Source organism: Rhizobium sp. TH2 (assembly GCF_024707525.1).
Lineage (GTDB): Bacteria > Pseudomonadota > Alphaproteobacteria > Rhizobiales > Rhizobiaceae > Rhizobium_E.
Genome location: NZ_CP062231.1, coordinates 829,426 through 848,702, shown reverse-complemented (window position 1 = coordinate 848,702; position 19,277 = coordinate 829,426). Strand labels below are relative to the sequence as shown.

29 protein-coding genes and 2 tRNA genes are annotated in these 19,277 nt (G+C 57.7%); 13 read left to right on the top strand and 18 right to left on the bottom strand.

What is annotated here, in order from left to right; genetic code table 11:
• The first annotated feature begins 15 nt into the window (after nt 1–15).
• Nucleotides 16–405, top strand: a complete 390-nt coding sequence (locus IHQ71_RS04265; protein WP_258160721.1) for a hypothetical protein — start codon at nt 16–18, stop codon at nt 403–405.
• A gap of 596 nt (nt 406–1,001) precedes the next feature.
• Here the strand turns inward: IHQ71_RS04265 and IHQ71_RS04260 are convergent.
• The 3 genes from IHQ71_RS04260 to IHQ71_RS32010 all read right to left on the bottom strand — a co-directional run bounded on the left by IHQ71_RS04260 (nt 1,002) and on the right by IHQ71_RS32010 (nt 2,184).
• Entirely contained in the window at nt 1,002–1,217 is a 216-nt protein-coding gene (locus IHQ71_RS04260) for a hypothetical protein (RefSeq protein WP_258160720.1), read from the bottom strand.
• Between the two features lie 281 nt (nt 1,218–1,498).
• Nucleotides 1,499–1,843 carry a hypothetical protein gene (locus IHQ71_RS04255; RefSeq protein WP_258160719.1) on the bottom strand — a complete coding sequence of 115 codons (345 nt, stop codon included), beginning with the start codon at nt 1,841–1,843 and terminating at the stop codon, nt 1,499–1,501.
• An 89-nt stretch (nt 1,844–1,932) separates the two neighbouring features.
• A complete protein-coding gene (locus IHQ71_RS32010; protein ID WP_374989953.1) occupies nt 1,933–2,184 on the bottom strand; it encodes a hypothetical protein in 252 nt (83 codons plus the stop codon).
• 199 nt (nt 2,185–2,383) lie between these two features.
• Here IHQ71_RS32010 and IHQ71_RS04250 point away from each other — a divergent pair, with 199 nt between their 5' ends.
• From IHQ71_RS04250 to IHQ71_RS04235, 4 genes are all read left to right on the top strand, one after another.
• Nucleotides 2,384–2,797 (top strand): hypothetical protein, encoded by a 414-nt coding sequence (locus IHQ71_RS04250; RefSeq protein WP_258160718.1) that lies wholly within the window; start codon nt 2,384–2,386, stop codon nt 2,795–2,797.
• Nucleotides 2,798–2,881: 84 nt separating this feature from the next.
• Entirely contained in the window at nt 2,882–3,358 is a 477-nt protein-coding gene (locus tag IHQ71_RS04245; protein WP_258162736.1) for an Hsp20 family protein, read from the top strand.
• An 87-nt stretch (nt 3,359–3,445) separates the two neighbouring features.
• Nucleotides 3,446–3,745, top strand: coding sequence for a DUF982 domain-containing protein (locus IHQ71_RS04240; protein ID WP_258160717.1), 300 nt, complete (start codon nt 3,446–3,448; stop codon nt 3,743–3,745).
• Between the two features lie 691 nt (nt 3,746–4,436).
• Complete coding sequence (locus IHQ71_RS04235; protein WP_258160716.1) at nt 4,437–5,237, top strand: hypothetical protein; 801 nt, start codon at nt 4,437–4,439, stop codon at nt 5,235–5,237.
• A gap of 270 nt (nt 5,238–5,507) precedes the next feature.
• Here IHQ71_RS04235 and IHQ71_RS04230 read toward each other — a convergent pair whose 3' ends face one another.
• Nucleotides 5,508–5,795 (bottom strand): hypothetical protein, encoded by a 288-nt coding sequence (locus IHQ71_RS04230; RefSeq protein WP_258160715.1) that lies wholly within the window; start codon nt 5,793–5,795, stop codon nt 5,508–5,510.
• A 133-nt stretch (nt 5,796–5,928) separates the two neighbouring features.
• On the opposite strand from IHQ71_RS04230, the gene IHQ71_RS04225 reads away from it, so the two are divergent.
• Entirely contained in the window at nt 5,929–6,954 is a 1,026-nt protein-coding gene (locus IHQ71_RS04225; protein WP_258160714.1) for a M10 family metallopeptidase C-terminal domain-containing protein, read from the top strand.
• Nucleotides 6,955–7,137: 183 nt separating this feature from the next.
• On the top strand, nt 7,138–7,482 hold the full coding sequence (locus IHQ71_RS04220) for a hypothetical protein (protein WP_258160713.1): 345 nt from the start codon (nt 7,138–7,140) through the stop codon (nt 7,480–7,482).
• A gap of 378 nt (nt 7,483–7,860) precedes the next feature.
• Here the strand turns inward: IHQ71_RS04220 and IHQ71_RS04215 are convergent, their stop codons facing one another.
• Entirely contained in the window at nt 7,861–8,118 is a 258-nt protein-coding gene (locus tag IHQ71_RS04215; protein WP_258160712.1) for a helix-turn-helix domain-containing protein, read from the bottom strand.
• A gap of 121 nt (nt 8,119–8,239) precedes the next feature.
• On the opposite strand from IHQ71_RS04215, the gene IHQ71_RS04210 reads away from it, so the two are divergent.
• From IHQ71_RS04210 to IHQ71_RS32005, 4 genes are all read left to right on the top strand, one after another.
• The gene (locus IHQ71_RS04210) at nt 8,240–8,542 is read left to right on the top strand and encodes a hypothetical protein (RefSeq protein WP_258160711.1); all 303 of its coding nucleotides are present in this window, start codon (nt 8,240–8,242) and stop codon (nt 8,540–8,542) included.
• A gap of 272 nt (nt 8,543–8,814) precedes the next feature.
• Nucleotides 8,815–9,384, top strand: a complete 570-nt coding sequence (locus tag IHQ71_RS04205; protein WP_258160710.1) for a hypothetical protein — start codon at nt 8,815–8,817, stop codon at nt 9,382–9,384.
• Nucleotides 9,381–9,839 (top strand): hypothetical protein, encoded by a 459-nt coding sequence (locus tag IHQ71_RS04200; protein ID WP_258160709.1) that lies wholly within the window; start codon nt 9,381–9,383, stop codon nt 9,837–9,839. The genes IHQ71_RS04205 and IHQ71_RS04200 overlap by 4 nt, the downstream gene beginning before the upstream one ends.
• Before the next feature lie 120 nt (nt 9,840–9,959).
• Nucleotides 9,960–10,298 (top strand): thermonuclease family protein, encoded by a 339-nt coding sequence (locus tag IHQ71_RS32005; protein WP_374989952.1) that lies wholly within the window; start codon nt 9,960–9,962, stop codon nt 10,296–10,298.
• 371 nt (nt 10,299–10,669) lie between these two features.
• On the opposite strand, the gene IHQ71_RS04195 is transcribed toward IHQ71_RS32005, so the two are convergent.
• The 12 genes from IHQ71_RS04195 to IHQ71_RS04140 form a co-directional block, all read right to left on the bottom strand.
• Complete coding sequence (locus IHQ71_RS04195; protein ID WP_258160708.1) at nt 10,670–11,092, bottom strand: hypothetical protein; 423 nt, start codon at nt 11,090–11,092, stop codon at nt 10,670–10,672.
• Between the two features lie 196 nt (nt 11,093–11,288).
• Nucleotides 11,289–11,546, bottom strand: coding sequence for a septum formation initiator family protein (locus tag IHQ71_RS04190; RefSeq protein ID WP_258160707.1), 258 nt, complete (start codon nt 11,544–11,546; stop codon nt 11,289–11,291).
• 256 nt (nt 11,547–11,802) lie between these two features.
• A tRNA-Phe gene (locus IHQ71_RS04185) sits at nt 11,803–11,878 on the bottom strand.
• Nucleotides 11,879–12,021: 143 nt separating this feature from the next.
• Nucleotides 12,022–12,231: a DNA gyrase inhibitor YacG gene (yacG, locus tag IHQ71_RS04180; RefSeq protein WP_258160706.1), complete on the bottom strand. Its 210-nt coding sequence runs from the start codon at nt 12,229–12,231 to the stop codon at nt 12,022–12,024.
• A 3-nt stretch (nt 12,232–12,234) separates the two neighbouring features.
• Entirely contained in the window at nt 12,235–12,852 is a 618-nt protein-coding gene (locus IHQ71_RS04175) for a Maf-like protein (protein ID WP_258160705.1), read from the bottom strand.
• A 22-nt stretch (nt 12,853–12,874) separates the two neighbouring features.
• Nucleotides 12,875–13,093, bottom strand: coding sequence for a translation initiation factor IF-1 (infA, locus tag IHQ71_RS04170; protein ID WP_003545338.1), 219 nt, complete (start codon nt 13,091–13,093; stop codon nt 12,875–12,877).
• 155 nt (nt 13,094–13,248) lie between these two features.
• Nucleotides 13,249–13,719 carry a low molecular weight phosphatase family protein gene (locus tag IHQ71_RS04165; protein ID WP_258160704.1) on the bottom strand — a complete coding sequence of 157 codons (471 nt, stop codon included), beginning with the start codon at nt 13,717–13,719 and terminating at the stop codon, nt 13,249–13,251.
• A 5-nt stretch (nt 13,720–13,724) separates the two neighbouring features.
• On the bottom strand, nt 13,725–14,198 hold the full coding sequence (locus IHQ71_RS04160) for a UPF0262 family protein (protein ID WP_258160703.1): 474 nt from the start codon (nt 14,196–14,198) through the stop codon (nt 13,725–13,727).
• A 3-nt stretch (nt 14,199–14,201) separates the two neighbouring features.
• Nucleotides 14,202–15,500, bottom strand: a complete 1,299-nt coding sequence (hisD, locus tag IHQ71_RS04155; RefSeq protein ID WP_258160702.1) for a histidinol dehydrogenase — start codon at nt 15,498–15,500, stop codon at nt 14,202–14,204.
• Between the two features lie 21 nt (nt 15,501–15,521).
• Nucleotides 15,522–15,959 carry a DUF2948 family protein gene (locus IHQ71_RS04150; RefSeq protein WP_258160701.1) on the bottom strand — a complete coding sequence of 146 codons (438 nt, stop codon included), beginning with the start codon at nt 15,957–15,959 and terminating at the stop codon, nt 15,522–15,524.
• A gap of 88 nt (nt 15,960–16,047) precedes the next feature.
• Nucleotides 16,048–17,340 carry a UDP-N-acetylglucosamine 1-carboxyvinyltransferase gene (murA, locus tag IHQ71_RS04145; protein ID WP_258160700.1) on the bottom strand — a complete coding sequence of 431 codons (1,293 nt, stop codon included), beginning with the start codon at nt 17,338–17,340 and terminating at the stop codon, nt 16,048–16,050.
• A gap of 141 nt (nt 17,341–17,481) precedes the next feature.
• Nucleotides 17,482–17,715 carry a hypothetical protein gene (locus tag IHQ71_RS04140; RefSeq protein WP_308737910.1) on the bottom strand — a complete coding sequence of 78 codons (234 nt, stop codon included), beginning with the start codon at nt 17,713–17,715 and terminating at the stop codon, nt 17,482–17,484.
• Nucleotides 17,716–17,865: 150 nt separating this feature from the next.
• Between IHQ71_RS04140 and IHQ71_RS04135 the strand changes: the two genes are divergently transcribed.
• A tRNA-Thr gene (locus IHQ71_RS04135) sits at nt 17,866–17,940 on the top strand.
• Between the two features lie 242 nt (nt 17,941–18,182).
• Nucleotides 18,183–18,509 carry a GYD domain-containing protein gene (locus tag IHQ71_RS04130; protein WP_258160699.1) on the top strand — a complete coding sequence of 109 codons (327 nt, stop codon included), beginning with the start codon at nt 18,183–18,185 and terminating at the stop codon, nt 18,507–18,509.
• A gap of 546 nt (nt 18,510–19,055) precedes the next feature.
• Here IHQ71_RS04130 and IHQ71_RS04125 read toward each other — a convergent pair.
• Nucleotides 19,056–19,214: a hypothetical protein gene (locus IHQ71_RS04125; protein WP_258160698.1), complete on the bottom strand. Its 159-nt coding sequence runs from the start codon at nt 19,212–19,214 to the stop codon at nt 19,056–19,058.
• Nucleotides 19,215–19,277 lie beyond the last annotated feature (63 nt).

Below are 19,277 nucleotides of genomic sequence, written 5' to 3'. Positions count from 1 at the left end.
ATATTGAGAAATACGATGCGAGAGACCAAACTGATACGAAAGGGACGGGACTGGCATATCTGCTTCAAAGCGCGCGGCACCATTGAAGGCAAGCGGGCCATTGCCTGGCTGCGGACATGCGACGACGCGTTCATATGCAAGGTTGGTGAAGCCGATGCCATTGAGCCGTTGCCAGGCAACTACACCCCGGATGCGGCCATTGCGCGCGATCTGTTCCACAACATCATTTATGAGGTCGATGCCCACGGCAATGTCCTAGAAGCAATGGGCGGCGCCAACAATGCTATTGCGGCCCGCGCGGCTTTCGAGGCACTCGTTAAGCAGTCTGCGCCCAATCGGCGGCTGTCGATGCGCCACGGTGCCCATGAAACGGGTGCGGCAGTAGGGAAGACCGAGACGATTTGAAAGCTGAAACGTTCGTCGCTTTCCGTCATGCGGTGGGCGCGGGATGGCGCGGATAATCCAGAGGTGTATTCTCTGATGTCATACTCGAGAAGCGCTACCCAACCAGGCCTACGGCGATCGGCTCGTTCATAGATGCCGGCCTGAAAATCTATGGCCGTCGCACGCGCGACCACGACTTTCATCGGCATTGAAAGGAGCGCCCAGCTGAACGAGGTCAACGTCCAGCTGGGACTATACCTGATACCTACTTGCCTTTATTGGACGACTTCGAGCCGCCCTTGGAGTCACCTCCAGAGCCTTTGCTGCTTGAGCTCTTGCTGCCCGAACTGCTCGACTTGCCGTCATTCTTGTGGCTTTGCTCGCCCGCCTTAACATGCTGTTCGTGCGTACCGCCTTGAGTTGCCATTCTCGTATACTCCATTGGTTTCGGCCACATGGCCACAAAAGGAACCCGCTTCAGTTCCTAAGGTTTCGGTACGAAAACGCACAGTTTGCGATGACTCCTCGTTGATGGCTGAATGGAACCTGCTCTGGTACGGGGGAGGCGCAAAGCATGCTCACAGAGGCGCCTGGTCAAGACGATCGACGAAGGGCGATTACTCCATCTCCGGAAGTTTGCCGTGCTGAAATAGCACCTCTGGGGGACCATACTCTCCGACACTTGGATCAGCTGACCGCTGCCAGGCTGTAACGCCCGCATGCTTGCCAGCGATGATCTGAGCCTCTCGCTTGGCCCGGGCGGCATCGTTAAATTCCCAAGGATCGAAGGCCGGCACGAGATTGCCCTCGTCGTCCTCATTGAAGGCAGCCATGACAATTAGCTTCCCAAGTGGTTGGGCCATAGTTCATCCTGTTCTTGCTTTGATCTCATCCTGACACAGCGGCGATCTAAGTCAAGTCGGGCGAGCTATCGACACTTTCAACTTTGTCGGGCATCCTTCATTTGTTGGGGGAAGATGGCCACGGCGAAGAGGAAGCCTTGGCGGCATCATCGTCATACTCGGCGGCGCCTGGCTGATGGGCTTGTTCGTCGGAGGCGAGGATACCAAGCCGCGTCGCGTGCCGGCAACCGACCTAACCAGCCCTTCGGCCTTCATTGACCGGAGGGTTCTTCTTCGAAAATTTTCAGCTTTGCGGCAGCACCATTGGCTTCATCCATCGACGCATCCAGGGTGGCTTTAAGAATACGAAGCTCAGCCAGTAGGCGCGGGCTAAGAGCTTGTGACTGCCAGTTGCCAAGCTTCTCCTGCCATTCGGCGACCTCGACAATGAGCTTGCGAGACCGATCCGCTGTTTCAGGGTTAGGATTTCGGGCCGCACGCTCAGCGTTGTCTGCCAATTCGACGAGTTCGACGGTGCTTACGACCCAGGTGGGCAGAGCCATGCGCAGGGTGACGACCTCAGAAACAACTGCATCATCGGCTGGATATTGGGTCATCAGAATTCCTAGTTTCGGGAACAAGCCCGCTTGCCGAGAGTGAAACGAGAGAAGCGAATTGTAGTGCATGCGCGCTCGAAGAGGTGGCTTTAGCGTGGATACTGGTTGCGCGGCTCTAATCCGTTCGCATTCCGACAGTAAAGGGCACGTTGAATAGCCGCGCGCCGAGTTCGTCCTCCACCTCGAATTCGCTGCCCTCTATGTTCGCTCCACCGGCATGCGGTCGTCCGCGCGGCCTTTTCAGCGTGTTCGAAGGCGGCTTTCTCGTTAGGGAATTCGGCTCCAACAATGTCCTTGATCAACTTCTCACCGTCGCGCACGTGGAAATGGTATCGGGCCATCTGATTCCTCCAGATCAATAAAGCGGTCGGGAGCAACTAAGCGCCTTTAAAATTTGGAAAGATAGAGTGGGCGAGGAGTTGTCCGAACCACTCGACTTCGCGACCAATAATTTGTCCGCTTTTCAAGTAGGTTGACGACTTGAAACAGAGCGCGGCAATCTTAAATTTTTTTCGTCCTAACATCAGTCAGGAGGTTTTTATGAGAAAGGTAGAAACCATCAACCGCCACAATGAAACGCATGCCGAGATCGACCTTGTATCACTACTGAACCCGGCCGAATATTTCTCTAGTCCAAAGCAGGTTCTGGAGGCGCCGACGCTCTCGAAGCAGGAGAAACGCGCCATTCTCGCGTCGTGGGCGTCCGATCAGTATGCAGTGGAATCCGTTCCAGCCCTCCGGGAGTTGCCAGGGTCTCATGCCCTGGTCAGAATTCAAGATATTCTCGCAGCGCTAAAACAACTTGATGGACCCCATGTCGAGATCCAGCGCTCGTGGACGTTGAGGTGGCCCAAGAGGCTCAAGAGATACAACGAGTATCCGATGCACGGGGCAAATAAGGCCGTCAAAAAAATTCTTGAGGGAGATATTGAAATGCAAAATTCGCCCAACTAAATCGATCGCTGCCGGCGCCGAGAGGGCCGGCTTCACAAGGCTCGATGGCCTTGATACCCATGTTGCTTCAAGGAGGATATGGCTATGGCAACATCTTACGATTACAGCCCCCTGTTCCGGTCCAGCGTCGGTTTCGACCGGGTTTTCAATTTGCTGGAAAACGCCCAGCGCGTCCGTCCGATCAGTGATTGGCCGCCTTATGACATTCTGAAAATTGGAGACGACACCTACCGCATTACGCTGGCGGTCGCGGGCTTCGGTGAAAAGGATCTTGACCTTACATTCAAGTCGAACCTGCTGATCGTCACCGGCCGCAAGGAAGGGGACAAGGCTGACGGCTATCTCCATCGCGGCATTGCCGGCCGGCCGTTCGAGCACAAGTTCGAGCTAGCCGACCACGTCAGGGTGACGGGAGCGAGCCTGGTCAACGGCCTGCTGTCTGTGGATCTGGTCCGGGAGATTCCTGACCAAATGAAACCGCGAAAGATTGCGATCCAGACCGTGGCTCCGTCCATAACTTCGGTTGACCCCCAGCAGATCGAGGGACAACGGGCTGCTTGACCGGGCGCCAGTTGTCGGCAAGAACTCTCGGCACCGGGCGGGAAAGTCCGGTGCCGCTCAATGATCGGGATGAAAAGGAGAGGAGCCATGAAACCCGATACTTTTGACAAGCCGGTCCGCGTTCTGGTTGGTCTCGGGGCGGTGCGGGAAATCCGCAACGTCTTGGAAGCTTATATGTTCTTGAATGACGCGCCCGGCTATATGCGTAACCCGGCGCAGCGGATGGCCCTGAACGCGTGCAAGGCAGCTTTGCTGGGCGAAATAGAGGCTGAAACTGCGCGCGGAGCATTCGAGGCCTTCGCCAGCAAGCACGATCTAATCGCGCCGGAAACCGACTATTTGGTGGAAGTATCAGCACGACGTAGAGGTGACCCGCATATTCATTGATGGCGCGACAAGGGCCTCCGCACACATCCCTCTGCGTCTCGACGTTCACAGAGAGCGTCTTGGCGCGCTGTTTTGCGGAGGTCCTCTAACGCAGGTTAATAGCCCGCAATCAACGGAAGTGCCTCGAATGCAGGCTTTGCAAAAATAACAACCTTGGATCAGTTTGACGCCCATTGCTTCCAACACTTCCGCGTCTTCTGTTTTGTTGGCTGAGTTGGTGAATGGCGGGCCTAACAGCCTCAGCGTAGGTGAGGTTGAATCATCTAGCGCGGTGCTTGATTACGCTCGCTTTCGCCGGGCCAGCGCCTGGGCTATCTGCCGATCGGTCTCAGCGTTCGCACGGTCTGCAAGCAGTAGGTTGTCAGCCAGGGCAATTGGCGCATTGGTCACGTCTGTAGTGGAGCCAACTGCGGCGCCCTGATCGATGAGTGAAATAACAGCCGCCTCCAGATCCATCTCACAGTCAAGATGACGATAAGGTTTCTGGCCAAAGCAGGATTACCAACGCCGACCTCAAGCAAAAATCGTTGCAATTGGCGTGGGCAATCCGCGCATCCTTAGATCAATCTTGGGGGATCAAGATATGGAATGCGAATCGATAAACGACTTTGTGCCCATCCAACAATGCAATCCTAGCTTTGAATATCAAAGCGTGTAAAATACACACAATTCGTTCCTTGCGGAGCCTCAAATGGCCCAAATTAGTCGGAGCAAAAAAGCCTCCCCGCAGGCGTTCAGGACGTATCTTTCAAAAAGGCAGCCATCTTCGGAAAAAAAGATTAACTGGGGGCAATGGATAGGATCGCCAACCGCTTGGCTGGCGCTATTTATTTCCGCAAGCACTGCGTTTTATTCCATGCTGTATGTTCGTGATGAGGCGAAAATTGTATTCGATAAGCATTACATTAAAGTTCATAACAAAGACTGGTTGGCAATTAATTCGCCGCGTACAATAACCTTCGTAAATTCCGGAAATAGACCTATTGCCATAACGGAAGTACTTATCGATGTAGTCCAACCCTTTGGGAATTACCCAGATCCGCAGCTTTGCAGTGAGTCCGGCGACCATTCAGTGTTCGATATGGACTTTGAGCAAACGGCGATAAAACCATTCGACATCGTGGTTAAGCCATTCAGGTTCCAAAAGACTAGCGTTCAGGAGATGAGAGCTATTCCAATGAGCGCCGTAAATAAAGGGCGGCGGAAACAAGTCGGACACCGCAAAGCCCTCGTATGTGCACATGTCACATTTGTTGTCTCTGATGCGGAGTATAGGCAGTCCGTATTACTGTTTTCTGGCTGGTTTGAAGGAGGCCAGCAAAACCGAAAGTTCCTGATAGAAGAGCCGGTGACGGTAATAAAGCGTAGCCTCTTTGGCGCAGGTTACACACGCAATCAAAGGCACTATTGGTGCACTGATGATGACGGATGCAAGCACAATATCCTTCGAAACAATACAATAATCCGAGATGGGACTGTAAAAACTTTGTGAGATTTTCTCTGCCATTCCTGCATATCTGGCCGGAGAGATGCGGTGATCGGCTGTCGGTCATGGCTGCTATTCTATCGCTACGGCGCGCCCATCTTCTGTCAGGACATAGCCGGATGTTCGACGGGGAACTTCTTCTGCCTTCGTATTGTGATTATGCCGCGTGCGTCCACACTAAGCGCGTTGCCAAGTCGATTTGAACGGTCGAGCCAGACGCCTTCGCCGCCTTGAATATCCGTTGCAGATCGGCTTGCCTTATAAAGCTGCTGGCCGTCACGTTATCGGCTTTTTCTTAGATAGCGCCTCGGCAATTTGGCGATCGGTCTCCGCATTGGCTCGATCTGCAAGCGAGAGGTTGTCGGCAAGTCCGAGAAGTGCGTTCGTCACGTCTGTAATGGACCATCCAGCAGCGGCGCCTTGATCAATGATTGAGATGACAGCGGCCTCCAGATCCATCTCGCAGTCGAGATGTCGGTCAGGATAGGAATCAGCGCTGAGTGGGCCGTGCATGGCCACAGACTGGCATTTAAGGACCCGGCGATCAATCATGCCCAGAGTCATGGACCAAGGCAACCGATCGAGATTTTCCTCGGCCCCTCAAGTTACCTGGGTGACAGGTTCGAACGGTCCAGGAATAATACCGTTCCCGGCGTCGTTACCTTATCAAGTCCAACAGCCTGATAAGGAGGCGACAATGGCCTTGCAGATGTACAATTCCACCATAATTACGGGCGGCACCGCCGCAGATCTCGGCACCACCGACGACCTTTATGTAGGCAAGAGCGGCTTTCTCGGAAGCACGGGCGGTTTTGCTGTCTACGGCTCGGGTAGCGACCACGAGATAACCGTGCAGGGCGAGTTGGCCGGCAGTGGCTATGCCATTTACATAGCCAATTATTCATCACCCATCGCCGGCGAGACCGTCACCGTCGGCACGACCGGCTCGCTCTCGGGGTCCTACGGCATTTATTTAAACGCTCACAGCAGCTCCATCGAGAACGACGGCGTAATCCGGGGAAGCACCTGGGGAATTTCCATGACTGGCAACGCACACAGCGGTCAATCTAGCCTGTCTAATTATGGATTGATCGTGGGTGGCATCTCTCGCGACGGCAGCGAGGATTTCGAACTGGTCAACGAAGGAACGATCAGGAAGGAGCAGGGCTATCCCCACGCCTATGTTTCTACAGGCACGGGCGACCAGACCATTGAAAATAGCGGCGTCATTAACGGCAATGTCGTGTTTGCCGACGGCAACGACGTTTACGACGGCAGGGAAGGCGTTCTCAAAAACGCCTATGTCAGTGGGGGCATGGGGGACGACACGCTCCTTGGCGGTATGAGAGACGAGGTTTTCATCGGTGGCGTTGGGGCCGACACGCTGAAGGGCGGCGGCGGCGCGGATCACTTCATCTTCGACGATGGGGAGAGCACCACCACCAAAGCCGGCCGCGATATTATCAAAGACTTCTCGCATGCACAGCAGGATATCCTCGATCTCGCCTGGGTCGACGCTATACCGTCGAACGGCATCGACAACGACGACGAGTTCAGCTTTATCGGCAAGCAGTCCTTCAGCGGCGAAGCTGGCGAGTTGCGCTTCTCCAAGTTCGGCGACAATACGCTGGTGAGTGCCGATTTCGACGGCGACAAGCTGGCCGATTTCGCCGTTGAGCTGCAGGGGCGTTTCGAATTGGTGAAGGGCGACTTCGTCCTCTGACCGGCGTGCGCCAAAAAAGCCGGCTTCGCACGGCGACTTCCGCCGATCCATAAGGTGCGCCGAGAAGTGCACCTTCGTTACCTCCAGTGGCCTATAGGCGTTGCCCTGTGTCCTAAAGCCATTTGAACGATCGGGAATTGGACGAGCATTGACGGACGCTAGGCCCTCGATAAAAATATTGGCATGAGGGACCTGCTCGGCTTTTTAACGCTCTTCCTGATGCTCTTCGTGCCCGCGAGCGTGATAGCAGTGGCCTTGGTTATTTACATTGAAGTCTACCAGGACATTCCGCACATGGCGGCTGCCCTGATAATCGCAGTGCCCGCCGCCTTCCTGAGCGGAGCAATACTATTCTACCTCTTGATGGAGGGGTGGGCCGTCATGATCAGATGGAGCGCAGAATTGTTTCAGGCGCTCAATGCGGCGGTGGTGAGAATATTCTTTCTTCTCTGCATAGCGTCATCAGTGGCGGTGTTGTCGTATTGGTGTCTCCTCAACTATCGTTTTATCCGATGGGCGCTGTTCTGAGCCCAAAAATTTGGAAATTAGGAAGGGTCACTTCCGCAGGTAGCTTTTCCCACCGTCATCTTCGATACAGTAATGACCCCCTCGCGGGCCGACGCAATACGAGCCCGACCGACAAGGACAGTCCTTGCCCCCCACCGCTTCCATTTCCTCTGATGGCATAAGGCTCATTGTCCCCATCGTGGCCGAGCAGTTTTTCTTGCTGGCGCTGACTGAGCCATCATTGCAGACGAATGTCTTTCCTTGGCAATGAGAGACGCCACCCTTCTTGCCGCTACAGGGAGTGTTGGCCCCCTCAGCCGAAGACGTGGCGAGGCAGAACAGAGCGACACCGGCTATCACAGTCCTCAGGCAAAGTGCTGTCGATCGGTCATTGACCATCTACGCGTTTGTCTGACCCTTGGGCTTGGCCAGCCGCACACCGGCACCACCGCCGTTCTCTGGAATGAAAACAACGCCGGCAGCCTCAAACGCATTTTTGATTGCCATCACTGTAGAAACTCGCACTGCGACAATGTCCCCCTCCATGGCCTCAAGTCTCTTGATAGACGGGAGGGAAACTCCCGACATCTCCGCCAAGTCCCGTTGCTCCAATCGCAGCAGCGCTCTTGCCGCTCTAATCTGCTCTGCGCTCAGCATTTATCCCTCAGGTTCAAAAAAATGCACCCAAGGTATTGACACCTTGCGGCTTCGCAATTATTCTCTAGGTATAAATTAAACGCCCTGAGGATGCAAGGCAATGTTCGACTGTCGAGAAATCATGAACACCGCTTGGGCCATCTTCCGCGACGCCCGCCCTCGTTGCGGTGCATGGCAGTTGGTCAATCGCGAGGATGGCACCTTTGCCGGCTGCCTTCGTCAAGCATGGCGCATCGTCAAGGCTGCAACTGCCCGCGTCGTGGCTCGCATGGAGGAAGAGGCCGCAATGAACGGCCCGAACGGTCCCGCAATCCGCGCCATCAAGCACGCTATCACGGAACTTCAGTTCAAGAGCTTCCGCCACAACATCGCAGCCGAGCGCAAGAGCCTTGAGGCCCACTTGGCATCCCTCATCACCGCCTGACAGCAACTCAATATAGGAGAGCCTCCCATGACGACTGTTTCCACCCGCCGTGCGTTTCTCAAAAGCGCACCTGCCGCGATAGTATCATCGGCCATTCTGCCGGCATCGGCCTATGCAGCAGCCGCTAGCGTCAATGTTGGGCCGATGACGGCCAACCCTGCACTCATCGAAGCACATAGCCGGCTGAAAGCGGCTATCGCAGAGCGGCAAGAAGCGGAGGACGCGCTGAATGGATTGCCGACGAATGGCGCCACCTTTGGCCGCTCGCCCCCGTGGAATTGTTGTGGGCCGCAAACGCCGACCGATACGGCCCGTGGCAAGATAAGGCCGAACGGGACATAATTGGCAACTTCATTTTCCGGGACACCAGCGTCCTCACCAAGTGCATGTCCGCAAAATTTCGCCGTGAGACGCCCCGGACCTGCTTTAGCGTCCAGACATCTGTAGCGCTCCAGAAAACAGTTGATGCCTGGCGGAAGTGCGAGCCGACAGGACGGACCGAGAAGGCACTGGCTCGAAATCGCTGCCAGCGGGCGAGTTGCATTCAGGAGTACAGCGCCAAGGTCGCTCTGGCTCGCGAGTACGAATCCGAGACGGAACGCCTGAGGAAAGCGGCCGGCGTCACCAAAGCGCAAGAACGTATTCAAGTTGCTGAGCGTCTGGTGTCGTCGGCCTGCCGTGATATTTCGGATATTCCGGCGATCAATCTCAAAGATATGGTGATCAAGGGTGAGGCGCTTATGCACGACGGGCTGGTAGAAGCCTGCAAGGCCCAAACCGGCATTTTGGGAGACATGGCACGCTTCATCAAAAACACAGTCGAGTTGGGAGGTGCCGCATGAACGCCCTTCTTTCACGCCGCACATTTCTCCAGCGCGCGCCGATCGCCGCCGCTGCTATCGCAACACCAGTCACAATAGCCGTTGCGGAAGCGCAGTCCGAGCCGATCGAAGATAGCGATATGAAGTGCATGCGGCTTGCCCGAGAACTCTTCAATGCGATGAAAGCTCACTATGGCGAAGGCTGCACGATGGTCCGCAATGAGGTTGACGGATCACTCTTGTTCGTGCCGCCACCGCCCCCTCCGCGCATGGTGGAGTTTTCTGGCGCTGGATGGTACGAAGTGGAGGATGGGACGCCCGACCGCGTCGAGGTGATGTGGATCGAGCCTACTGACCGGTCCGATGCCATGATGGGCCGATTGTTCAGGGCCTCTCCAAAGGACACCGACCTCCACACCCGATATTATTTCGAGGACTGGTTCCGGCAAATCGCAGTTCGCAAGATCGGCGGTTAGCACCAATCTTTAGCATTCCCCGCCCATTTGATAGGGTTCCAAGATGCCAACTCGACTGAAACTGATTTTATGGGCGGTGGTCGCTAGCGCGATTGCCGCACCTGCTTATGCGATGGACATTTGCAGAGGCGGAAATCGCGCCGCCCGCAAGGTCACTTGCGTCTACGACGGCGACACAGGCCGCAGCATGGCCTCAAGTGGCGGCTGCTCGATATTGATGCTCCCGAGATCCAAGACGCGGCTTGCCCACGCGAGCGGTCGCTAGCGCTTCGCTCCAGAGACAGGCTCGCCCAACTCATGGCGCCCGGCTACAGCATCCAATGGAATGGGCGCCGGGATAGGAACAAGCGGGCGCTATTATCCGTCACACTGCCCGATGGTCGCGATGCCGGCCGCGTCTTGATCGAGGAAGGGCTTGCGCAGCCGTGGCCGAACGTCGGGAACGTGTGGTGCGAGTAAGCCAGGACATGATGCAGGCCACGTCGTCTACTTACATCATGCTCAATCGTCGGCATTCCTACCGTCTCGGAGAGAACCTTTCGCGCTCGGCCTTGATCTTCGTGACCGACTTCTCGACACCGCGCATCGCATCGCGGTTGGCTTGCTGCCAAGCCTTAGATTTTGATGGGTACCCATAGCTATCTTGGGCGGGTTTTCAGTCGATCGATGTGGATATTTGCTTCATGGGCGGCCTTGACAAATCCCTGACGCGCACTCTTTGCCGTGGCAGCCGGTGGTGCCCACCAGTTGATAGATCGCCAACATGGCGGCAACGACGTCTCCGGCGGCTTCTAAGAGCCGCCGTTGCCTCACTTCCGCGCGTCGCCTCCTTACGAGGTCATCAAATCGATGACCCGCATGATGGCGACCGCACTGCTCATATTCTGGGTGCCTTCTGTCGTATCGGTTTTAGCGCACGTCCAAACATCACCCTTCTTGACCGTGAATTTTTTTTCGTTTTGAACCACCGAAAGTTCTCCCTCGGTCATGTGGCAGAGCATGTCGTTCATCATCACGTTGTCCGGCGTCTTCGCACCGGGTTGGATAACCACATCCCGCAGCTTCACCATTTTATAAGCGGGTATGACCGAAGCCCGCTCACCAAGTTCAACAACTCTGACACCGGGACCGATCTCCCTACCATCATCCGGGCCGTAAGACTGTGCGGCTGCTGGCGTCACCCAAGCGATCAGAGGTGTGGCCGCGATTGTAATGCCGAGTGCGAGGGTGGATCTTCGATTGACGGGTTCCATTGCTTCCTCCCTAACCAAGTTGCAACCGGTCAGTATTGAGCCGCTGCCACCAAGAGTCAACGGGCCTTCCGGTTTTGGCGGGAGGTGGCGGAGCACAAATTACCCGCTACGTCACCGGGGGAAACATTGATGGTAATGAACTGCAATGCTCTGCCTCAGCTCATACTTGCTTTTGAAAAGCGGCTCGCCAGAGCGTCTAGAAGTGCCAGCGTGAGCCGTTAGCAGATGCACTCGTGCCGATGACATAACCGAGTGCGAGCCCGACAACGCCGGCCGTGATGGCCACCGACGATACGGTCCCTGGATTGTCCCGAATTACGCCAATTGCCGGACGCGCAATCTTTTGAACTTCGTCTACCCCAGCGCTCACCCTACCGGAAAGCTCAACAAGTTCCGCTTTCAGGTCTGCGATTTGGTTCTGAAGTTGGGTAACTTCGAATTCGTTCTTGTTCATGTCGTCGCTCCCGCTTGATAGCCAAGCAGTAACGTCGTCGATGACGGTAGAGTTCCGACTCCATCCCCGCCGCGTCCAGGTCCTCGGCTACGACGTCGATGGCTTGGATGGAGATGGTGACGGAATCGTTTGTAAGTGGCACTCTCAAACTGCTGCCTTGAGGGTGAAACGCGTGATGATAGGTGGACTAAAAGGGGGATAAAATTTTTTGAAAAATCAAACTATGTCGCTAAATCAATTAGTTAGCTGGTATTGATGGTGCCCGGGACCGGAATCGAACCAGTGACACGCGGATTTTCAATCCGCTGCTCTACCAACTGAGCTACCCGGGCAAATGCTTGTCGCGGTCTCTTTCGAGACTGCCGGGGGTTGGTGCGCCCCGGAAGCGAGCGGGGTTATAGCATCTTGACCTTTCGGTGCAAGCCCCAATCCGACATTTTTTTGACAACGTCCAAGCCTTTGTAAAAGCTTGAAATTATTCGCCGTCGTGGCGCCTGGCTTCTTCCTCTTCATCCGCCTTCGACTCGTCGTCGGCGACCGGGATCGCATAGGCGCCGGTCAGCCAGCGCGAGAGGTCGAGATTGCGGCAGCGATCGGAGCAGAACGGATAGTTTTCGCGCGTCGAGGGCCGTTTACATTCCGGGCACGGCCGGGCCTTGCGCAGCGGTTCAACGTTGGAAGCCAATTCTCAGCCCTCTTGCCATTTGTCGTGGAACTCGTAGCCCTCGCCGTTGAGAAGTTGCACGGTCTCAGACAGTGGCAGTCCGACGACGGCTGTATAGGAGCCTGAAAGCTTTTGTATGAACGTGCCGGCAAAGCCCTGGATGCCATAGCCGCCGGCCTTGCCGCGCCAATCGCCGGAGGCGAGATAGCTCTTGAGTTCAATGCCGGACAGCCGCTTGAAACGCACCTTGGTCTCGACGACCTTCAGGCGCGTCGTGCTTTGCGGCGTGATGAGGCAGATGCCGGTATAGACCCAGTGGCTGCGGCCCGAGAGCAGATGCAGTGCCGAGGACGCCTCCTCGACATATTCCGGCTTGCCGAGAATACGCCGGCCGACCGCGACAACCGTGTCGGCCGCCAGAATGTAACTGCCGGCCCAGGCCGGGTCGCCGCGCACATGCTGGAACGCGGCTTCGGCCTTTTCATGCGCCAGGCGTCGGGCGAGCGAGCGCGGATGCTCGGCACGCTTCGGCGTCTCGTCGAGATCCATCGGCAGCAGCTTGTCGGGGGTAATGCCGGCCTGCGCAAGCAGGTCGAGACGGCGTGGCGAGCCCGATGCCAGTATCAGCCTTGATTTCAGCATCCGGCGCCTGCCCTATGAAATGTCACTTGAAACGATAGGTGATGCGGCCCTTGGTCAGGTCATAGGGCGTCATCTCGACCAGCACCTTGTCGCCTGCGAGAACGCGGATGCGGTTCTTGCGCATGCGGCCGGCCGTATGGGCGATGATCTCATGCTCGTTTTCGAGCTTCACGCGGAATGTGGCATTCGGCAGCAATTCAGTAACGATTCCCGGAAATTCCAGAACTTCTTCTTTCGGCATATTTGGGGTATCTTCCTAGAGGTTCACACGATGGGGTAGAATGCGCCCGGTCGCGAATTGGCGCGGAAACTACACAAAAGTCTGGGCATTCTCAACCGCTCTATCAGCGATTTTCTGCCTAATTTGCAGGCCTCGGCATCAAAATCACCAATTTTTCAGGCGCCCTGGCCGTTCTTGCGCACGAGCCGTGCCATGATGAGCCTTGAAATGTGGTCGCGCACGTCGCGATAGGCATCCAGTATCTGCTCGCGCGTGCCTGATGCCACGGTGGGATCGGGCGTCGGCCAATAGTCGACATCCACCGACCACGAGCGCGTGAGATCAAGGGCCTTGTGGTGGGCTTCCGGCGCCAGTGTGACGATCAGGTCAAAGTAATCATCCTCCAGATCATCAAGCAGATGCGGCTGGTGGCGGCCGAGCGTGAGCCCGATCTCATCGAGCACCGCATCGACGAAAGGGTCGCGCTCGCCGCGCCGCACGCCGGCGGAAGCGACATAGACACTCTGCGGCAGGTAGTGGCGCGCGATCGCCTCGGCCATCGGCGAGCGGATCGAGTTCATGCCGCACATGAAAAGCACCGCGCCCGGCCGCTTCCCTTCATTTGCCGGTTCGTTGGGGTTCGCCATCAGGCTCAGCCCCGCCAGTAGAGCACGCAGACCAGCGTGAAGAGGCGCCGCGCCGTGTCGAAATCGAGCGTGATCTTGCCGCTCAGGCGATCCTGCAGGGTCTGTGAGCCCTCGTTGTGGATGCCGCGCCGGCCCATGTCGATCGCCTCGATCTGGCTGGGCGTCGAGGAGCGGATCGCCTGGTAATAGCTCTCGCAGATCATAAAGTAATCCTTGATGATCCGGCGGAGGGGCGTCAGCGACAGGATGTGGGTGGTGACGGCAGCTCCCTCTTCGGTGCTGATCGACAGAACCAGCTTTTGCTCCATGAGCGAGAGCTTGAGGTGGTAGGGGCCGCCCGCATGGCCATTGGGTGTGAACGAATTCTCCTCAAGAAGATCGAAGATGGCGACGGCGCGCTCGTGCTCGACATCCGGCGTTGAGCGCCCGATGGATTCATCGAGCACAATGTCCGAAAGCCGGTAAGCGCCCTCACCCATCGCTTAGGCCTCCGGGTTCAATCGGATGGCGACGGAGCGGGCATGCGCATCAAGGCCCTCACATTCGGCGAGCGTGATCGCAGCGGGCGCAAGCGTCTTCAACTGGGCGGCGTCAAGCCGGAGGATGGAACTGCGCTTCATGTAATCGAGCACCGAGAGGCCTGAGGAGAAGCGGGCCGAGCGCGCCGTCGGCAGCACATGGTTCGAGCCACCGACATAGTCGCCGATCACTTCGGGCGTATGACGGCCGAGGAAGAAGGCTCCGGCATTGCGGATCTTCAGCATCAGCGCATCGGGATCAGAAGTGGCGATTTCGACATGCTCGGCGGCGATGCGATCGGCCAGCGGCACGGATTTTTCGAGATCGGGCACCAGGATGATCGCACCGAAATCGCGCCAGCTCGCGGCGGCGGTCTCGGCACGGGAGAGCCGCTTGAGCTGCCGTTCGACTGCGGTTTCGACGGATTTGGCGAAGGGCTCGTCATCAGTGATCAGGATCGACTGCGCGCCGGTATCGTGCTCGGCCTGTGCCAGCAGGTCGGCAGCCAGCCAATCCGGGTCATTATCCCTGTCGGCTATGATCAGAACCTCGGATGGGCCGGCGATCATATCTATGCCGACCGTGCCGAAAACCTGGCGCTTGGCGGCCGCCACATAGGCATTGCCGGGGCCGGTGATCTTGGCCACCGGACTGATCGTCTCGGTTCCGAAAGCCAAGGCTGCCACCGCCTGCGCGCCGCCGATGCGATAGATCTCGTTGATACCGGCGATTTTCGCGGCCGCCAGCACGGCCGGATTGATCGCGCCTTTGCGGGCCGGCACGACCATGACAATGCGCGGCACGCCCGCGACCCGCGCGGGAATCGCATTCATCAGAACCGAACTCGGATAGCTGGCCATGCCGCCCGGCACGTAGAGACCGACAGCCTCGATCGCGGTCCAGCGCGATCCGAGCGTCACGCCCAGCGCGTCCTGATAGATATCGTCCTTGGGAAGCTGGCGCCTATGGTGCCGCTCGATTCGCTCTGCCGCCAGATGCAGCGCGTCGCGAACGGCGGGCTCTATGGCGCGTTCGGCGACATCGAGGTCATCGACCGTGACACGCATCGGAACATGGTTGAAATCGAGCGCATCGAACCTGAGCGAATAATCCTTGAGCGCTGCGTCGCCCCTCGCCACGACATCGGAGATGATCGCCTTGACGGCAATATTGACGTCTTCCGACGCCTCGCGCTTGGTGGTGAGAAAGCCTGAGAAATCGCGCTCGAAGTCAGGCGCCTCGAAGTTGAGCCAGATTGCCAAGATGCCCCCGTGCCTTGGGTGTCAGGCCGCACCCGGATGGCGCGGCTTCAGCTTCGTTTCCCATGCTCCGCCGGTATCCGCAAGCTGAACTTCGATGCAGTCCACATCGAGCAGGATAGAACCACCGCCGGAAAGCACGAGTTCGACGGCGCCATCCGGCCCTTCGCCTTCCTTCTCGAAGGTCACGGCGAGCAGGGACAGGACATTCTCATCCGCCTTGCGGTCGAAACCGACCGAGCGCACCGACTTGACCTGCTTGAAAACCAGCGCGGCACGCCTGCGCTCGAGCGGCTGATCGCCCACCGCCGTGTTTTCCCAGACAAAGCGATTCGCCGCGACGGCGAACTGCTTGCGCGACGGCCAGTATTGCACGTCGCCGGTCTTGAAGACGGCGTCCTGCATATGGGCCGACACGACCTCCAGGTCCGCATCGTCAAGTGCCAGAAGTTTGAGCGTCATGGCCGTTAATCCGGGTTGTGCCGGCGCCCCCGTTGCAGGGCGCCTCGATCCGGTTGTCAGATAAGGTGCGTGAAGCCGTTTCGCAACGTCAATCGCTGATGCGCTCGACGATTGCGCCGCAACGGGTGAGCTTTTCCTCGAGCCGCTCGAAGCCGCGATCGAGGTGATAGACGCGCGACACCGTGGTTTCGCCCTCTGCCGCAAGGCCCGCGATGACCAGTGAGACCGAGGCACGAAGATCGGTCGCCATGACCTGGGCGCCCTTGAGGCGGTCGACGCCTTCGATGGTGGCGGTCTGGCCGTGCAGGGTGATCTTGGCGCCAAGACGCGCCAGTTCCTGCACATGCATGAAACGGTTTTCGAAAATCGTCTCGGTGATATGCGACACGCCGCTCGAACGCGTCATAAGGCCCATGAACTGTGCCTGCATGTCGGTGGGAAAACCCGGATAAGGATCGGTGACCACATCGACCGGATTGATGCCGCCGCCATTGCGGCGCACGCGAATGCCGCGCGCCGTGTTCGTAACCTCGGCGCCGGTGCGGCGGATCGCTTCCAGCGCCGTTTCGAGGAAGGACGGATCGGTTTCGGTGATCTCGACATCGCCGCCGGTCATGGCCACGGCCATGGCATAGGTGCCGGTCTCGATGCGGTCGGGCATGACGCGGTGGCGGGCACCGGCAAGCGAGGTGACGCCTTCGATGGTGATGGTCGGGGTGCCGGCGCCGGTAATCTTGGCGCCCATCGCGTTGAGGCACTTGGCGAGATCGACGATTTCAGGCTCCCGGGCCGCATTGCCGATAACGGTCGTGCCGTTGGCAAGGCTGGCGGCCATCAGCATCACATGCGTGGCGCCGACGGAAACCTTGGGGAAGGTGTATCTCGCGCCGATCAGGCCGCCCTTAGGGGCACGGGCGTTCACATAGCCGTTGTCGATATCCATCTCGGCGCCGAGCGCCTTCAGGCTTTCGAGGAAAAGATCGACCGGACGCGTGCCGATGGCGCAGCCACCCGGCAGCGAGACGCGGCAATGGCCTTCGCGGGCGAGAAGCGGCCCGATGACCCAGAAGCTCGCGCGCATCTTGGAAACCAGCTCATAGGGCGCGGTCACATCGGCGATCGTGCGGCAGGTGAAATGGATGGTGCGTGCGTAGGAGCCGTCCTGATTCTCGCGCCGGCCATTGACCGAGACATCGACGCCATGATTGCCGAGAATGCGGATCAATTGCTCGACATCGGCGAGATGCGGCACGTTTTCGAGGGTGAGCGTGTCCGAGGTCATCAGCGAGGCGATCATCAGCGGCAAAGCCGCATTCTTGGCGCCGGAAATGGGAATAATGCCTTCGAGCGGACGGCCGCCCACAATCTTGATGCGATCCATAAAAGTCTTTCCCCGTGGGCGCGGCGGGAGGTGCGGCGCCTCTCAAAAATCCCGGCTCATTTAAACGATTGAGTACGCACATTCAAGGAAGGCGGGCAAATGCGGTTAAGCCCGGAATTTGGGGGAAATTGGGGCGGCCGGTCAGCGCTCTTCGCGAAGCGTCGGGAGATCGCCGGGACGGCTGTCCTCCTCACCCTCGCGGCGGGCGCGCGTCTGGACCTTGCGGCGCTGCAGGTTCGCCCTGAGCTGCGCCTTCAGCCTGAGGTCGCGCTCGGCGGCCTTGCGGGCAAGCTGCTCCTGCCGCGCGCGCTTCGATGCCGGCATATCGGCCGATAGGGGAGTTTCCTCGCCGCCGTTTTCCTCGTCGATGCTCATCCCATGCTCATAAGACAAATCCGGACGGGCCGGAAGCTATCCGCCAAAAACTTTTGCGTTATCGGGAAATGCGCTTGCGCTGATGGAAAACCTATGGCAATAGCCAGCCCGCTTCACCGGCCGATAGCAACATGCGTCGCCGGGGCAAATGCTGCGGTAGCTCAGTGGTAGAGCACACCCTTGGTAAGGGTGAGGTCGAGAGTTCAATCCTCTCTCGCAGCACCAGTTTTTCCACTAATCTATTGTTATATAACGAATATTAGGCTTTTCCTCGCCGGGCTATCCACCTATTAACCCCCCTTTCGGCGGCCCGTTTGGTGCGAGGCGCGCCCGAGTCCAGAACTCCACTCTCAAGTCCAGATGAAGACGATGGCACCCGGTCGGGCCTCCGGAACCATATATTAGAAAACGCTGGTGCTCTTTTTGGTTTGAGCGTTTACTGCACTTTCCAGACCAAGGAGGCAGCTATGGCAATGTATCTTACTCGCTTCAGTTACACGCCTGAGACTTGGGCACGTATGATCGAAAAGCCCGAAGACCGACGAGACGCTGCACGCGCCTACATTGAATCAGTGGGCGGAAAGCTCCATGGGTTCTGGTACGCGTTTGGGGAGCGTGATGGTTGGAATTTGTGGGAGGCGCCTGACAATGTTTCAATGGCGGCCGTCGCGCTTGCGATCGGCGCGGGAGGAGCGCTCAGTTCCATTGAAACTGTAGTCCTTTTAACCGTAGAGGACACGATTGAGGCCTTGGGCAAAGCAAAGTCAATTCGGTATCGTCCTCCCGCAACATAGGTTCCGCCCGCCGCGCAAGGTCCGCGCAAGGCCCCGGTGGGAAATTAGTAGTGCGCTGCGCATGAATGCGCGGCCGGTGGGTGGCCCCTTAACCAACTTGCCGGCTGCGTTTGGCATCAGACTGACTGACTGCTTTGGCCGCGATTAATCTAACCCATGCTGCAAACGAAAAGTTTTCAGTTGCACGACCATGTCGCGCTTCCGCGCCCGCAATGCCTTGGGCGGCCTTCGGGTGGAGTTCGAGGTAAATCGCCTTGCGCCTTGCCGTCTGCGTGGCGCGCTCAGCTGGCGAAAGCTCGTTGCGGCAAAGGTCCTCGTCAATAGGACGCTTCGAATAGAGCGCAGCCTGGGTTGTGGACCTTGACCGGTTTCAACGCTGCTGACGACTTCGGATCGCGGAGACTTCAGCTCATTTTCGACACTGACTTCCAAATCAGTGTTGCTGACCACGAACACGACTGCCGCCAAAACACCGCGCCGATATTCCAAATTTTCGACGAGAGGTATCGCGCCACGTGGTCGATTGCCCGTGACGCGATTTCACCGTTAGACACTTACGCGCCGGCCTTCCTTGTCGGCGGACTTGCGGTCGGCGCCGTGCTTGGCGATGATCGCCTTGGCATCCTCGACGGAAATACGGTGCTTCTTGGCGAACTGGATCGGTTCATAAGGCTTTTCGGCGGCATTCGTTTTCTTGTCGGACATGGGAGACTCCTGAATTGATCGCTCCGGCGTCGTGCCAAAGCGCATTTATGATCGAGGTGTGAG

Coding starts and splice junctions, on each gene's coding strand:
- IHQ71_RS04200 (WP_258160709.1), top strand. CDS start 9,381: ATGAACGCCCTTCTTTCACGCCGCACATTTCTCCAGCGCGCGCCGATC.
- IHQ71_RS04125 (WP_258160698.1), bottom strand. CDS start 19,214: ATGTCCGACAAGAAAACGAATGCCGCCGAAAAGCCTTATGAACCGATC.
- IHQ71_RS04190 (WP_258160707.1), bottom strand. CDS start 11,546: ATGAACAAGAACGAATTCGAAGTTACCCAACTTCAGAACCAAATCGCA.
- IHQ71_RS04195 (WP_258160708.1), bottom strand. CDS start 11,092: ATGGAACCCGTCAATCGAAGATCCACCCTCGCACTCGGCATTACAATC.
- IHQ71_RS04225 (WP_258160714.1), top strand. CDS start 5,929: ATGGCCTTGCAGATGTACAATTCCACCATAATTACGGGCGGCACCGCC.
- IHQ71_RS04265 (WP_258160721.1), top strand. CDS start 16: ATGCGAGAGACCAAACTGATACGAAAGGGACGGGACTGGCATATCTGC.
- infA (WP_003545338.1), bottom strand. CDS start 13,093: ATGCCGAAAGAAGAAGTTCTGGAATTTCCGGGAATCGTTACTGAATTG.
- IHQ71_RS04240 (WP_258160717.1), top strand. CDS start 3,446: ATGAAACCCGATACTTTTGACAAGCCGGTCCGCGTTCTGGTTGGTCTC.
- IHQ71_RS04260 (WP_258160720.1), bottom strand. CDS start 1,217: ATGGCTGCCTTCAATGAGGACGACGAGGGCAATCTCGTGCCGGCCTTC.
- IHQ71_RS04140 (WP_308737910.1), bottom strand. CDS start 17,715: ATGAGCATCGACGAGGAAAACGGCGGCGAGGAAACTCCCCTATCGGCC.
- IHQ71_RS04160 (WP_258160703.1), bottom strand. CDS start 14,198: ATGGGTGAGGGCGCTTACCGGCTTTCGGACATTGTGCTCGATGAATCC.
- IHQ71_RS04130 (WP_258160699.1), top strand. CDS start 18,183: ATGGCAATGTATCTTACTCGCTTCAGTTACACGCCTGAGACTTGGGCA.
- IHQ71_RS04255 (WP_258160719.1), bottom strand. CDS start 1,843: ATGACCCAATATCCAGCCGATGATGCAGTTGTTTCTGAGGTCGTCACC.
- IHQ71_RS04215 (WP_258160712.1), bottom strand. CDS start 8,118: ATGCTGAGCGCAGAGCAGATTAGAGCGGCAAGAGCGCTGCTGCGATTG.
- IHQ71_RS04175 (WP_258160705.1), bottom strand. CDS start 12,852: ATGCTGAAATCAAGGCTGATACTGGCATCGGGCTCGCCACGCCGTCTC.
- IHQ71_RS32010 (WP_374989953.1), bottom strand. CDS start 2,184: ATGGCCCGATACCATTTCCACGTGCGCGACGGTGAGAAGTTGATCAAG.
- IHQ71_RS04210 (WP_258160711.1), top strand. CDS start 8,240: ATGAACACCGCTTGGGCCATCTTCCGCGACGCCCGCCCTCGTTGCGGT.
- IHQ71_RS04150 (WP_258160701.1), bottom strand. CDS start 15,959: ATGACGCTCAAACTTCTGGCACTTGACGATGCGGACCTGGAGGTCGTG.
- IHQ71_RS04235 (WP_258160716.1), top strand. CDS start 4,437: ATGGCCCAAATTAGTCGGAGCAAAAAAGCCTCCCCGCAGGCGTTCAGG.
- murA (WP_258160700.1), bottom strand. CDS start 17,340: ATGGATCGCATCAAGATTGTGGGCGGCCGTCCGCTCGAAGGCATTATT.
- IHQ71_RS04250 (WP_258160718.1), top strand. CDS start 2,384: ATGAGAAAGGTAGAAACCATCAACCGCCACAATGAAACGCATGCCGAG.
- IHQ71_RS04230 (WP_258160715.1), bottom strand. CDS start 5,795: ATGACTCTGGGCATGATTGATCGCCGGGTCCTTAAATGCCAGTCTGTG.
- IHQ71_RS04165 (WP_258160704.1), bottom strand. CDS start 13,719: ATGGCGAACCCCAACGAACCGGCAAATGAAGGGAAGCGGCCGGGCGCG.
- IHQ71_RS04245 (WP_258162736.1), top strand. CDS start 2,882: ATGGCAACATCTTACGATTACAGCCCCCTGTTCCGGTCCAGCGTCGGT.
- IHQ71_RS04220 (WP_258160713.1), top strand. CDS start 7,138: ATGAGGGACCTGCTCGGCTTTTTAACGCTCTTCCTGATGCTCTTCGTG.